Source organism: Arthrobacter agilis, from assembly GCF_030816075.1.
Taxonomy (GTDB): Bacteria; Actinomycetota; Actinomycetes; order Actinomycetales; family Micrococcaceae; genus Arthrobacter_D; species Arthrobacter_D agilis_E.
On the sequence record NZ_JAUSXO010000001.1, the window covers coordinates 1,129,116 to 1,142,275 of the forward strand.

Genomic DNA, 13,160 nt, shown 5'->3' on the forward strand with positions numbered 1-13,160 from the left:
ATCGGGGTATGACCTCCTCGTCCTCGTCGGCGCCGTCCTCCGTGCCCGGCGCCCCGTCCGACGCCGCTCCGACCGCCACCCCGGAGCCCGGCGGGACCGCCGCTGCCACGGTGCGGACCGGTCGGGACGTCGTCGTCGGGGTGCTCGCCGTCCAGGGCGACGTGCGCGAGCACATCGCGACCATCGAGTCCCTCGGCGGCCGCGCGGTGCCCGTCCGGCGGGCAGCGGAGCTCGCCGCGATCGACGGCCTGATCCTGCCCGGCGGCGAATCCACCACCATGGACAAGCTCACCCGCACCTTCGGCCTGGCCGGACCCCTGCGCGAGCTGATCGCGGGCGGACTGCCGGTGTACGGCTCGTGTGCGGGCATGATCCTGCTGTCCGACGTCATCGCGGACCCGGCGACCGACCGGAACGGCGACCCCCAGCAGACGTTCGGCGGGCTCGACATGGTGGTGCGCCGCAACGCCTTCGGCCGTCAGCGCGAGTCCTTCGAGACGGACCTCGCCTTCGCCGGACTCGCGACCACCGGTCCCGTCCCGGGCGACGACCCGGTGCGGGCCGTCTTCATCCGCGCACCGTGGGTGGAGAAGGTGGGTGCCGACGTCGAGGTGCTGGCCCAGGTGCCCGCCGCCGAGACGCCCCAGGCAGGGCCGTCCGACGGGGTGCCGGGCAGTGATCAGGGCAGTGCCCCCGGCGGGCCCGGGGCCGACTTGGAGCCGGTCGCTAGAATTGTCGCAGTGCGTTCAGGGAACCTGCTTGCCACGAGTTTCCACCCGGAAGTCACGGGTGAGCGGCGGGTCCACGAACTCTTTATCCGGATGATCAGAGGAGAAGCGTAAGCATGTCGGGGCACTCCAAGTGGGCAACAACGAAGCACAAGAAGGCTGCGATCGACGCCAAGCGCGCGAAGTCCTTCGCGAAGCTGATCAAGAACATCGAGGTCGCGGCGCGGGCCGGCGGCGCCGACGTCGCGGGTAACCCCGGGCTGGAACTGGCCGTCTCCAAGGCCAAGAAGACCTCCGTGCCCATCGACAACATCAACCGCGCCGTGAAGCGCGGGGCCGGTCTGCTCGGCGAGGCCGTCGACTACCAGACCATCATGTACGAGGCGCGCGGCCCGCAGGGTTCGGCCCTGCTGATCGAGTGCCTCACGGACAACAAGAACCGCGCCGCCTCCGAGGTGCGCCTCGGCATCTCCCGGAACGGCGGCACGATCGCCGATCCGGGCTCGGTGTCGTACCTGTTCGCCCGCAAGGGTGTCGTGACGCTCCCGAAGAACGGCCTCACCGAGGATGAACTGCTCATGTCCGTCCTCGACGCCGGCGCGGACGAGGTCAAGGAATCGGCCGACACGTTCGAGATCGTCTCCGAGCCCCAGGACCTCCGGGCCGTGGTGGCCGCGCTCGACGAGAGCAGCATCGAGTACGAGACCGACGACGTCGAGTTCGTGCCGTCCATGCAGGTGGACCTCGACACCGAGGGTGCCCGGAAGTTCCTCAAGCTCGTGGACGCCCTGGAGGAGCTCGACGACGTCCAGAACGTCTACTCCAACGCACACCTCCCGGACGACGTCCTGGCGGAGCTCGAGAACGACGACTGACATCGCACTCCTCCACAGCGCCGCCTCCACGGGGCGGGTAGCGCCATGACCTACCGCGTCATGGGCGTCGACCCCGGGCTCACCCGGTGCGGGCTCGCCGTCGTCGACATCGAGCCGAACCGCCGCTCCACGCTCGTCGCGGTCGGCGTCGTCGGCACGGAGGCCGGCAGGAGCCTCGACGAACGGCTCCTGGTCATCTCCGAGGCCGTGGACTCGTGGCTGGACCTGCACCAGCCGCAGGTCCTCGCCGTCGAGCGCGTGTTCAGCCAGCTCAACGTCAGCACCGTCATGGGTACGGCGCAGGCCTCCGGCGTCGTGATCGTCTCCGCCGCGCGGCGCGGCATCCCGGTGGCCCTCCACACGCCCACCGAGGTCAAGGCCGCTGTCACCGGCAACGGGCAGGCGGACAAGGCCGCCGTCACCAAGATGGTCACCAAGATCCTCCGGCTCGAGACCGCCCCCCGGCCGGCCGATGCCGCCGATGCCCTGGCCCTCGCGATCACGCACGCCTGGCGCAGGGGAGTGGGCGCCCAGGGCGCCGCGGCGGCCGGAGGCTCGATCACCCCCGCGCAGCGCATCTGGGCCGAGGCGGAAGCACGCGCACGACGGCGTTAACGCTGAATCCCGGGGCATGCCCTCCGGCGGTCCCGAAGCCGGATCCGGTGTGGCGGCTCGATCGAACGGCCGGACGCCGGTACCGTTAGACATTAGAACGTATGTTCGACGCCGGGTGACCACCCGGCCGACCCCGACAGCATCTGCCACTGGAGCGCCTCATGATCAGTTCCCTGCGCGGGACAGTGACCCACGTGGGCCTGCACTCCGCCGTCCTCGACGTCAACGGCTTCGGCATGCAGGTCCAGGCGACGCCCCAGACCCTCGCAGGGCTGCGCGTGGGCGAGCAGGCCTCCATCGCCACCGCCATGATCGTGCGCGAGGACTCCATGACGCTCTTCGGCTTCGAGGACGCCGACCAGCGCGAGGTGTTCGAGACGCTGCTGGCCGTCAGCGGCGTCGGCCCCCGCCTCGCCCTCGCCGTCCTCGCCGTGCACACCCCGGACGCCATCCGCATCGCGGCGTCGTCGGGCGACGACAAGGCCTTCAGCAAGGTGCCGGGCATCGGCCCCAAGGGCGCCCGGCGCATCGTGCTCGAGCTCGCCGGGAAGCTCGTGCCGCTCGAGGCGAAGCCCGGCGTGCCCGCGCAGACGTGGCAGGGGCAGGTCCTCACCGCCATGATGGGCCTCGGCTGGTCCGAGAAGGACGCCGGGACGGCGATCGACGCGGCCGTCGCCGAGGCGCCCGAGGTGGCGGCGATGGGTGACGTCGGGCAGATCCTGAAACTCACCCTGCGGCGGCTCGGCCAGGACGGTGCACGGAGCTCGGCCCGGACGAGGGTCGGCTCATGAGCGACAAGCAGCCCGAGGAGGCGCCGCTCGTCGCTCCCGCCGCCGATCCGGAGGACCGCGCCGTCGAGGCCGCGCTCCGGCCGAAGAACCTCGACGACTTCGTGGGGCAGAAGAGGGTGCGGCGGCAGCTCTCCCTCGTCCTGGAGGCGTCGCGCCTGCGCGGTCGCAGCGCCGACCACGTCCTGCTCTCGGGCCCTCCCGGGCTCGGCAAGACGACGCTCGCGATGATCATCGCGGCGGAGATGAACGCGCCGCTCCGCATCACCTCGGGGCCCGCGATCCAGCACGCGGGCGACCTCGCGGCGATCCTCTCCTCCCTGACCGAGGGCGAGGTGCTCTTCCTCGACGAGATCCACCGGATGTCCCGGCCCGCCGAGGAGATGCTCTACATGGCGATGGAGGACTTCCGGGTCGACATCATCGTGGGCAAGGGTCCCGGCGCCACGGCGATCCCCCTCGAACTGCCGCCCTTCACCCTCGTCGGAGCCACCACCCGGGCAGGGCTCCTGCCCGGCCCGCTCCGCGACCGCTTCGGCTTCACCGGGCACCTCGAGTTCTACTCCACCGAGGAACTCGAACTCGTGCTGCGCCGCTCGGCCATGCTCATGGACATGAAGGTGAACTCCGCGGCCTTCGCCGAGATCGCCGGCCGGTCGCGGGGCACGCCGCGCATCGCCAACCGCCTGCTCCGCCGCGTCCGCGACTGGGCGCTCGTGCACGGCATCGACCTCATCGACGCCCGCTCGGCGAGTGCCGCACTCGACATGTACGAGGTGGACGCCCGCGGCCTCGACCGCCTGGACCGCTCCGTCCTGACCGCGCTCATCACCAAGTTCAACGGTGGCCCGGTGGGCCTGTCGACGCTCGCCATCGCCGTCGGCGAGGAGCCCGAGACGGTGGAGACCGTTGCCGAGCCCTATCTGGTGCGCGAGGGGATGCTCGGCAGGACCCCGCGCGGCAGGATCGCGACGGCGGCCGCCTGGCAGCACCTCGGCCTGGAGATGCCGCAGAACGTCGCCGCCGCGATGCCCGAGGATCTCTTCTCGGTGGCACCCGAATCGCTGCTGGACACCGAATCCGCCCTTGACAGTTGGGCGCAGCCGGACTCCTGACGCGCCGGACGCCCAGAAATCCCCTTTACACTGGTGTCTTCCACTGTGTGCCGCGGCACAACGCTGCCGCCACACCCAATCCCAGGAACGGAACATTCCAGTGCTTGCACACGTAGTCGCGCAGTCCGCCTCAGGAGATGCCCCAGGTTTCGACATCTTCTCCCTCCTGCTGCCGCTGGCGTTGGCGTTCCTGATCTTCACCATGTTCCGCCGTCAGCGGAAGACGCAGCAGCAGGTGAAGGACATGCGCACCCAGATGGAGCCCGGTACCGAGGTCATGACCCAGTTCGGTCTCTACGGCACGATCGTCTCGATCGACCAGGAGAACAACAAGGCCGTCCTCGAACTCTCGCCCGGCAACCTGGCGACCGTGCACACCCAGGCCCTCTCGAAGGTCGTGGAGCAGACCCCGGCAGCGGGTGAGACCGTCGACGACGTCGACGGCACCACCGTGCCCGACGACGCGTCCTCGATCAGCGGCGACTTCGCGGACCGCACCCCGGCCGCCGGATCCACAGCGGCCGGAGCCGCCGGCGCCCCCTCGGGCGTCGAGACGCCGGACGAGACCCTGGAGCGCCTGAACCGCGAGGCCGCCCAGGAAAACCGCGACGCGCGCGATGCGCGCGACCCCAAAGCGAACCCCGACAACTAGCATCCCGTAGGGCGCCGGTACTCAGCCGCGACCTTCAGCATCAACCCGGCGCCCGAGACGCGCCACTGAATAAGGACATCCATCATGCCTCGTACCGGTCCCGGGACGGCAGCCAAGCGGACACTTGTCTGGCTGGGCGCATTGACAGCACTGCTCGCGATCCTGCTGGGAGCGGGATCCTACTGGAGCACCGCGAGCTGGAGCCCCCGACTGGCCCTCGACCTCGAGGGCGGGACGCAGATGATCCTCGCCCCCCGCGTCCAGGGCGGAAGCGACATCACCCCCGAACAGCTGGACCAGGCCGTGGAGATCATCCGCCAGCGGGTCGACGGCTCCGGCGTCGCCGAAGCCGAGATCAACACGCAGTCCGGCCAGAACGTCATCGTCTCGCTGCCCGGCACGCCGGACCCGCAGACGCGCGACCTCATCCAGGCGTCCGCGCAGATGGAATTCCGTCCCGTCCTCACCGGCGGGCCGGGCCAGGCCGCGGCCGCGGAGACCCCGACGCCGGACGACCAGCTGCCCAAGCCGGCCGCGGAGCCCCAGAACGCCAGCGACCCCAACTGGATCACGCCCGAGCTCTACAAGGAGTTCGAGTCCCTCGACTGCCTCGACCCGGCGTCCCTCGAACCGGCCGCGGAGCCCGCGCCGGCGGACAAGCCCATGGTCGCCTGCGAGCCCGACACGCAGGGCAAGTACATCCTCGGGCCCGTCGAGGTGCCGGGAACCGACATCTCGACCGCCAGCTACGGCCTGCAGCGCAGCTCCCAGGGCCAGGCCCTCAACACCTGGGCCGTGACCATCGACTTCAATGACGAGGGCACCGAGATCTTCCGCGAGGTCACCGAACGCCTCTACGCGATCGGCCAGGGCGACCCCCGCAACCAGTTCGCCATCGTCCTCGACGGGCGGATCGTCTCCGCCCCCACCACCAACGCCGTCATCCCCGACGGCAATCCCCAGATCACCGGCAACTTCACCGAGGAGTCCGCCGCGGCCCTGGCGGAGCAGCTGAAGTACGGTGCCCTGCCCATCAGCTTCGAGATCCAGAGCGAACAGCAGATCTCGGCGACCCTCGGTGCCGACCAGCTGCGGCTCGGCCTCGTCGCGGGCCTGATCGGCCTGCTGCTCGTGGCCGCCTACTCGATGTTCCAGTACCGGCTGCTGGGCCTGGTCACGATCGCCTCGCTGGTGGTCGCGGGCATCCTCACCTACCTCGCCATCTGCGTCCTCGGCTGGACCGAGAACTACCGGCTGTCCCTCGCGGGTGTCGCCGGCCTGATCGTGGCCATCGGCCAGACGGCGGACTCGTTCATCGTCTACTTCGAGCGCATCCGCGACGAACTCCGCGACGGACGCGGCCTCGTCTCCGCCGTCGAGAACGGGTGGCGCCGGGCCAAGCGGACGGTGCTCGCCTCCAAGGCCGTGAACCTGCTCGCCGCCCTCGTGCTGTACTTTGTCGCCGTCGGCAACGTGCGCGGCTTCGCGTTCACGCTCGGCCTCACCGCCATCGCCGACCTCGTGGTCGTCTTCATGTTCACCCACCCGGTCCTCCGGCTCCTGGCCAAGACGAAGTTCTTCGGCGAGGGCCACCCGTGGTCCGGGCTGGACCCGAGCCGCCTGGGCGGCATCCCGCTCTACCGCGGAGCCGGCCGCCTGCGCGAACCGGGCCAGGTGCCCGTCGCCGTCGCCCGCACCAAGAACAAGGGCGCCTCGGCGGAGGCCGAGCGTCGCCTCACGATCGCCGAGCGCCGCCGGGCGGAGCAGCAGAAGGCCCTCGCCGGGCGCACCGGGTCCGCCGGACGCACGGAGCCCGCCGGCGACAGCCCGGAGCCATCCGCCGCCGCGCGCACCGGTTCCACCGTCGCCGGACGCACCGGTTCCTCCCAGAAAGAGACCAACGAATGAGCCGCACAAGCTTCGCCACGTTCGGCAACGAGCTGTACTCGGGCAAGCGCTCCTACCCCTTCGTCGCCAAGCGGAACCTCTGGTTCCTCATCGCCGGCGCCGCCATCCTGATCTCGATCATCATCCCGGTGGTCAAGGGCGGCTTCAACCTCGGCATCGACTTCCGCGGCGGCTCCGAGTTCACCGTCTCCGCGACCCAGAACACCGATGCCGCCATCGGTGAGCGGGCCGTCACCGACGTCGTGTCCGACGCCGTGCCGCGGGTCACCAACATCGCCGCTGACACGATGCGCATCCAGACGGAGCGGCTCTCGGACGACGAGACGCTCAAGGTCCGCGACAACCTCGTCAGCGGGTACGGGGTCGGCGAGGACCAGGTCACCTCGAGTTTCGTCGGCCCGACCTGGGGCGAGGACGTCAGCCGCCAGGCCCTGATCGGCTTCGGCGTGTTCGTCCTCCTGGCCGCGATCCTCATGGCGATCTACTTCCGCACCTGGAAGATGGCCCTGGCGGCGATGGCCGCGCTCGTGGTGGTCATGGTGGTCACCGCCGGCCTGTACTCGCTGAGCGACTTCGAGGTCACGCCGTCGGCGATCATCGGGTTCCTGACGATCCTCAGCTACGCCCTGTACGACACGGTCGTGGTCTTCGACAAGATCCGGGAGAACACCGCCGACGTCACGGTCTCCACGAAGCGCACGTTCGCCGAGCAGGTCAACCTCGCCGTGAACCAGACGCTCGTCCGCTCGATCAACACCTCCGTGGTCGCGATCCTGCCGGTCGCCTCGATCCTGTTCATCGGCTCGTTCCTCCTCGGTGCGGGGACGCTCCAGGACCTCTCGCTGGCCCTGTTCATCGGCATCATCCTCGGCACCCTGGGCACCATCTTCATCGCGGCGCCCCTGTACGCGGCGCTGCGGCTGAACGAGCCGGCCCTGAAGAAGCAGGAGAAGAAGGTCCTCGGCCGCCGCTCGACGGAAGCGGCAGCCGTCTGATCCTCGGCGGCGTCGATCCGACGCGCACACCGGCAGGAACACGATCCTCAGCCGCAGGGCCCGCACGGGCTTCCTGCGGCTGAGGCGGTTCCGGCCCGGCTAGACTTGAAACTGCCGCAGAACCGGCGGCTTGGTGGATCCTTGCCGGATTCCGGACGGAGATAGAGGAACTGGACATGGCTGAAGCGGTGAATCCCGGAGAGGACCAGGGCACTCCGGTGCCCGGAGTCCCCGGACCGATTGCCACCGATGCCCCGCGACCCGCTCCCGCACGCGGGCTGGTGCAGCCCGCATCGCCGACCTCCGCACCGTCGGCCACGAGCGCCGACCAGGTGGCTCCCGGGCGTCGTGGACGCACGCGGGCTCGGATCGCCCGCCTCACCGGTCGCGGCTCCTCGGGCTACTCGCCCGTCCTCGAGCCCCTGCTGCGTACCGTCCGGGCCAACAACCCGCGGGAGGACCTCGACCTGATCCAGCGCGCCTACCTCGTGGCCGAACGCAGCCACGAGGGGCAGACGCGCAAGAGCGGCGATCCGTACATCACGCACCCCGTCGCCGTCGCCACCATCCTCGCCGAGTTGGGCATGACCGGCACGACCCTCGCCGCCGCCCTGCTGCACGACACGGTGGAGGACACCTCGTACACGCTCGAGGAGCTCAAGCGCGACTTCGGGCCCGAGGTGGCCATGCTCGTGGACGGCGTCACCAAGCTCGACAAGGTCTCCTTCGGGGACGCGGCCCAGGCGGAGACCGTCCGCAAGATGGTCGTGGCGATGGCGAAGGACATCCGCGTCCTCGTCATCAAGCTCGCGGACCGGCTGCACAACGCCCGCACCTGGCGCTTCGTCTCGCCCGCGTCGTCAGCGAAGAAGGCGCGGGAGACCCTCGAGATCTTCGCGCCCCTCGCCCACCGACTCGGCATGAACACCATCAAGTGGGAGCTCGAGGACCTGTCCTTCGCCGCGCTGCACCCGAAGGTGTATGAGGAGATCGTCCGGATGGTGGGGGACAGGACCCCCGAGCGGGAGAAGCATCTCAGCCTCGTCCGGAACCAGATCGAGGAAGATCTCCGGGCCGTGAGGATCAAGGCGACGATCACCGGCCGTCCCAAGCACTACTACTCGATCTACCAGAAGATGATCGTCCGCGGTAAGGACTTCGACGACATCCACGACCTGATGGGCGTGCGCGTCCTGGTGGACAGCGTGAGGGACTGCTACGCGACCCTCGGCTCGCTGCATTCACGGTGGAACCCCCTGCCCGGGCGGTTCAAGGACTACATCGCGATGCCGAAGTTCAACATGTACCAGTCGCTGCACACCACGGTGATCGGGCCCGGCGGCAAGCCCGTCGAGGTGCAGATCAGGACTCACGACATGCACCGCCGCGCCGAGTACGGCGTCGCCGCGCACTGGAAGTACAAGAACGGCGGCAAGCAGCCCGAAGCGGCGGACAACGACGACATGGGCTGGCTGCGGAGCCTCGTGGACTGGCAGCAGGAGACGTCCGACCCCGACGAGTTCCTCGACTCCCTGCGCTTCGAGATCAATGCGCGCGAGGTGTTCGTCTTCACCCCCAAGGGCGAGGTCATGGCGCTGCCCGCCGGTTCGACGCCGGTCGACTTCGCCTACGCCGTCCACACCGAGGTGGGGCACAGGACCATCGGTGCGAGGGTCAACGGCAAACTCGTCCCGCTCAACAGCGAGCTGAACCACGGCGACTGGGTGGAGATCTTCACCTCGAAGGCCGAGGGGGCCGGTCCGAGCCAGGACTGGCAGGGCTTCGTCAAGAGCCCGCGCGCCCGGAACAAGATCCGGCAGTGGTTCACGAAGGAGCGCCGCGAGGAGGCAATCGACAAGGGCAAGGAGCTGCTGACCCGCGCGATGCGGAAGCAGAACCTCCCGCTGCAGCGGATGATGACGCACAGCGCCCTGCTGACGGTCGCCCAGGAGCTCCGTCACCAGGACATCTCGGCCCTGTACGCGGCGGTCGGGGACGGCCACACGTCGGCGCAGAACGTGATCGAGCACCTCGTGGCGCTCATGGGTGGCCACGAGGACGCCGAGGACAAGATCGCGGAGACGGCCGTCGCCACGCAGCCCCGCCGGCCCAAGTTCTCCGATTCCGGTGTCACCGTCCGAGGCGTGGGCGACGTGTGGGTCAAGCTCGCCCGCTGCTGCACGCCGGTGCCGCCGGATCCGATCATCGGCTTCGTCACGCGCGGCTCCGGTGTCTCCGTGCACCGCAACGACTGCCGCAACGTGCAGGAGCTGCGCGACCAGCCGGACCGGATCGTCCCGGTGGAGTGGGCGCCGACGCAGTCGAGCGTGTTCCTCGTGGAGATCCAGGTCGAGGCCCTCGACCGCAAGAGCCTGCTCTCGGACGTGACCAGTGTGCTCGCGGAGAACCACGTGAACATCCTCGCCGCGAACGTCAACACGTCCTCCGACCGGGTCGCCATGTCGCGCTTCGCGTTCGAGATGGGTGACCCGAAGTACCTGAGCCACATCCTCAGCGCCGTCCGCCGCATCGACGGCGTCTTCGACGTGTACAGGACCACCGGGTCCCAGCGGCGCCCCTGACGGATCCTCAGCGGAGGTCCTGCGGGCGGCCGGCCACGCGCAGTCGGGCGAGCGCCTTCGACTTGCCCGGCACCCGCCGGGTGTTGACGAGGGCCGCCTCGACGAGCCGCAGCGGACAGTCCAGCGCGGCCGACGTCCCGATCGCCCGGAGGATGGGTACCGCGTCCCGGTCCGCCCCGTGCACGGCGATGTCGAGGGCGGTACGGAGCGGCGTCGTGACGGACACCCCGCCGACCAGGTTCACGTCGAACGGACCGAGCGCGACCTGGTGCATGACGGCGGGCGTGAAGGCCGGCAGGGCCGTGGTGCGGCGCCGGTGGTCCGTGACGAGGCTGATCAGCACCGGCGGGGGAGCGCAGCCGTAGATCCATGCCGCGCAGGAGCGGCCGAGCGCCACCCGCCGACGGATCGTGGGCGGTACGCACCGGGCGGCCGCGAGCGCCCTCGTGGCGGCGTCCTCCCTGAAATCGCTGCGGAGATACGAGGCCCCGATGACGAGGTGCACGAGCCCGTCGAGCCGCATGGCCTGCAGCTCGCCGGAGGTGAAGATCTCCCCGGCGTGGAAGAGCGCGCCTCCGGTGGAGGTGACTGGCTGCCCGGCCGCACCGAGGACGCGCTCGGGAGGTGCTGCTGCAGCGGCACTGTCCAGGGGAGCCATCGTTCCAGCATCGCCACCGGGCAGGGCACGCAAAAGCCCTCCGGCACCGATGTGGACAACGGTGCCGGAGGGCTGACGACGAGCCGGGCCCGCAGGCGCGGGGCCTTCTGCTAGGAGAAGTCCCGGGCCGACTTCTGCAGCATCTCGAGCCACTGCTCGCGGGCCGCCAGTGCCTCCCTGGCGGAGGCGATCTTCTTGGCGTTCCCGGCACGCTCGGCGTCGGCGAGGTCGTCCTTGAGCTGCGCGATGGTCGCCTCGAGCTGGCTCAGCGCACTATTGGTGCGGGCCTTCGTCTCGGGGTTCGTCTTCGTCCAGTGCTCGTCGTCGGCCGCCTTCACGGCGTCCTCGACCTTCCTCAGCCCGGCGTCGATGCGCCCCATGTCCGCCCGCGGGACCTTGCCCGCTTCGTCCCACCGGTCCCGTACCGACTGCAGCGCCTTCTTCGCGGCGGCGAGATCCCGGATGGGCAGGATCTGCTGGGCCTCCTTCAGGAGGGCCTCCTTGACCGTCAGGTTGCCTGCATACTCCTCGTCCACGGCTTCGTTCGCGGCCTTGCGGGCCTCGAAGAAGCGGTCCTGGGCGGCGCGGAAGCGTGCCCAGAGGGCGTCGTCGTCCTTGCGGCTCGCCCGCTTCGACGACTTCCACTCGTCCATGAGGTGGCGGTACTCGGCGGCGGTCTGCCCCCAGTCCGTGGATCCCGAGAGCTGCTCGGCGCGCCGGATGAGCGCTTCCTTGGCCTGCTTCGCCTCCGCGTTGTCGCTGTCCAGCTGGGAGAAGTAGGCGCGGCGGTGGCGATCGAAGACGGTGCGTGCCGACCGGAAGCGCTTCCAGAGGGCGTCCTCGGTGCCGCGGCCGAGCCTCGGCCCGGCCTTCTGCGCAGCCTTCCACAGCTCGAAGAGCTCGTTCATGCGGGTGCTGCTGGCCTTCCACTGCACGGTGGAGGGGTCGCGTCCCGCGAGTTCCTCGGCTTCGGCGACGATCGCCTCGCGAGCCGCGAGCTCCTTCGCCTTCAGCGCGTCCTGCGCGGCCCGCTCGGCCTTCTCGAGGCCGCCGATGGCCCCGAGGAGGGCGTCGATCCGCTCCTCCAGCGCGAGCACGTCGCCGACCATCTTCCGTTCGCCCACCTGCGCGCGCAGGTGCTTCGCGGTCTTCGCCATGTCCGACGACGGCGCCTTGGCCTGGACGCGCTGCTCCAGGAGCGCGACCTGGCTCACGACGTCGTCGTACTTGCGCACGAAGTAGGAGAGCGCCTCCTCGCGGGTCGCGTCGGGGTACTGGCCCACCGGGTGCTCGGCACCGTCGACGAGGAGGAAGACGTGGCCGTCCTCCTCGACGCGGGCGAACCGGCCGGCCTCCTCGAGGGACGTGCTGTGGACGGGCGGGGCCGCCACCGGCTGGACGGTCTTCTTCAGGGGCCGGGGCGCCATCGCGGTGGGCAGCGGCGGGCGCGGAGGGGCCATCTGCGGCGACGGTGTGCTCAGCGGTGCGGGTTCGGCGGCGAGCGGCACGGCAGGGTCTGCGGGTGCGTCGGCGGGAGCAGCTGCAGCGGCGCCGTGCTCGGCGGGAGCAGTTGTAGCATCGCCGTGCTCGGCGGGCGCGTCGACGGCCGCGTCAGTGGGAGCGTCGGCGCCTGCAGCGGGAGCATCGGCGTGCTCTTCCGGTGCGTCCGCAGAAGCGTCAGCGGGAGCATCGGAGGCTTCCTCCGGACCATCCGCCACGGCGTCAGAGGAGGACTCCACCGGCGCGTCCGCTGCTTCCGCAGCGGCTCCGTCCGCGGCTGCGGGCTCTGCGGGAGCTGACGCCTCCGCTTCCGGTGTACCTGCGGCATCGGCTGCGGTCGCGTCCTGTGCCTCGTGCGACTCCGCACCCGGGTCCTGGGCAGGGGTTGCCGACGTGGGGGCGTCCTCGCTCACCGCAGCGTCCTGCCGGGTGTCCTGGCCGTTGGTCGTTTCGTCGGATTGCTGACTGTCTGTCACCGCTAGAAGTCTTTCGCTCGTCGGATGGCCGTGAGCAACGCCGGGGCCATTTCATGCAGGGTCTAGGAGTCTATCGGCCCGGCGGGTCGGATGGCGGTGGGGGAGCCCGCCGAACGGATCTCCTCACCGCGCACCGATCACCGGAGCAGCACGGACCTGCCCCGAGGTTACTTTACCCACTGGCCCCCGATCCGCGTCATGGCGGGAAGCGTACGGTACCTGCGCTGCCGTCCACGCTGCCGCTTTTTTCGCAGGCCGTCGCCGGGAC

General features: G+C 70.1%; 11 protein-coding genes. 9 read left to right on the top strand and 2 right to left on the bottom strand.

Annotation, left to right across the window (positions count from 1 at the left end; translation table 11 throughout):
- Positions 1–8 precede the first annotated feature (8 nt).
- The 9 genes from pdxT to QFZ50_RS05035 all read left to right on the top strand — a co-directional run bounded on the left by pdxT (position 9) and on the right by QFZ50_RS05035 (position 10,258).
- The gene (gene pdxT / locus QFZ50_RS04995) at positions 9–842 is read left to right on the top strand and encodes a pyridoxal 5'-phosphate synthase glutaminase subunit PdxT (protein ID WP_307082495.1); all 834 of its coding nucleotides are present in this window, start codon (positions 9–11) and stop codon (positions 840–842) included.
- Between the two features lie 2 nt (positions 843–844).
- Positions 845–1,603 (top strand): YebC/PmpR family DNA-binding transcriptional regulator, encoded by a 759-nt coding sequence (locus QFZ50_RS05000; protein WP_307082497.1) that lies wholly within the window; start codon positions 845–847, stop codon positions 1,601–1,603.
- 45 nt (positions 1,604–1,648) lie between these two features.
- Positions 1,649–2,218 carry a crossover junction endodeoxyribonuclease RuvC gene (ruvC, locus tag QFZ50_RS05005; RefSeq protein ID WP_307082499.1) on the top strand — a complete coding sequence of 190 codons (570 nt, stop codon included), beginning with the start codon at positions 1,649–1,651 and terminating at the stop codon, positions 2,216–2,218.
- A gap of 161 nt (positions 2,219–2,379) precedes the next feature.
- A complete protein-coding gene (gene ruvA / locus QFZ50_RS05010) occupies positions 2,380–3,009 on the top strand; it encodes a Holliday junction branch migration protein RuvA (RefSeq protein ID WP_307082501.1) in 630 nt (209 codons plus the stop codon).
- Positions 3,006–4,121: a Holliday junction branch migration DNA helicase RuvB gene (gene ruvB / locus QFZ50_RS05015; RefSeq protein ID WP_307082503.1), complete on the top strand. Its 1,116-nt coding sequence runs from the start codon at positions 3,006–3,008 to the stop codon at positions 4,119–4,121. The genes ruvA and ruvB overlap by 4 nt, the downstream gene beginning before the upstream one ends.
- A 100-nt stretch (positions 4,122–4,221) precedes the next feature.
- Positions 4,222–4,773, top strand: coding sequence for a preprotein translocase subunit YajC (yajC, locus tag QFZ50_RS05020; protein ID WP_307082505.1), 552 nt, complete (start codon positions 4,222–4,224; stop codon positions 4,771–4,773).
- Positions 4,774–4,857: 84 nt separating this feature from the next.
- A complete protein-coding gene (gene secD, locus QFZ50_RS05025; RefSeq protein WP_307082507.1) occupies positions 4,858–6,681 on the top strand; it encodes a protein translocase subunit SecD in 1,824 nt (607 codons plus the stop codon).
- A complete protein-coding gene (gene secF, locus QFZ50_RS05030) occupies positions 6,678–7,676 on the top strand; it encodes a protein translocase subunit SecF (protein ID WP_307082509.1) in 999 nt (332 codons plus the stop codon). The genes secD and secF overlap by 4 nt, the downstream gene beginning before the upstream one ends.
- A gap of 161 nt (positions 7,677–7,837) precedes the next feature.
- Complete coding sequence (locus QFZ50_RS05035) at positions 7,838–10,258, top strand: RelA/SpoT family protein (protein WP_373462300.1); 2,421 nt, start codon at positions 7,838–7,840, stop codon at positions 10,256–10,258.
- A gap of 7 nt (positions 10,259–10,265) precedes the next feature.
- Here the strand turns inward: QFZ50_RS05035 and QFZ50_RS05040 are convergent, their stop codons facing one another.
- The gene (locus tag QFZ50_RS05040) at positions 10,266–10,916 is read right to left on the bottom strand and encodes a hypothetical protein (RefSeq protein ID WP_307082513.1); all 651 of its coding nucleotides are present in this window, start codon (positions 10,914–10,916) and stop codon (positions 10,266–10,268) included.
- Between the two features lie 110 nt (positions 10,917–11,026).
- Complete coding sequence (locus tag QFZ50_RS05045; protein WP_307082515.1) at positions 11,027–12,892, bottom strand: DUF349 domain-containing protein; 1,866 nt, start codon at positions 12,890–12,892, stop codon at positions 11,027–11,029.
- Positions 12,893–13,160: the final 268 nt, after the last annotated feature.

What these genes read in the sequence shown, in the direction of transcription:
- QFZ50_RS05040 (WP_307082513.1), bottom strand. Translation starts at nt 10,916, where the DNA reads ATGGCTCCCCTGGACAGTGCCGCTGCAGCAGCACCTCCCGAGCGCGTC.
- pdxT (WP_307082495.1), top strand. Translation starts at nt 9, where the DNA reads ATGACCTCCTCGTCCTCGTCGGCGCCGTCCTCCGTGCCCGGCGCCCCG.
- secF (WP_307082509.1), top strand. Translation starts at nt 6,678, where the DNA reads ATGAGCCGCACAAGCTTCGCCACGTTCGGCAACGAGCTGTACTCGGGC.
- ruvB (WP_307082503.1), top strand. Translation starts at nt 3,006, where the DNA reads ATGAGCGACAAGCAGCCCGAGGAGGCGCCGCTCGTCGCTCCCGCCGCC.
- QFZ50_RS05000 (WP_307082497.1), top strand. Translation starts at nt 845, where the DNA reads ATGTCGGGGCACTCCAAGTGGGCAACAACGAAGCACAAGAAGGCTGCG.
- ruvC (WP_307082499.1), top strand. Translation starts at nt 1,649, where the DNA reads ATGACCTACCGCGTCATGGGCGTCGACCCCGGGCTCACCCGGTGCGGG.
- ruvA (WP_307082501.1), top strand. Translation starts at nt 2,380, where the DNA reads ATGATCAGTTCCCTGCGCGGGACAGTGACCCACGTGGGCCTGCACTCC.
- secD (WP_307082507.1), top strand. Translation starts at nt 4,858, where the DNA reads ATGCCTCGTACCGGTCCCGGGACGGCAGCCAAGCGGACACTTGTCTGG.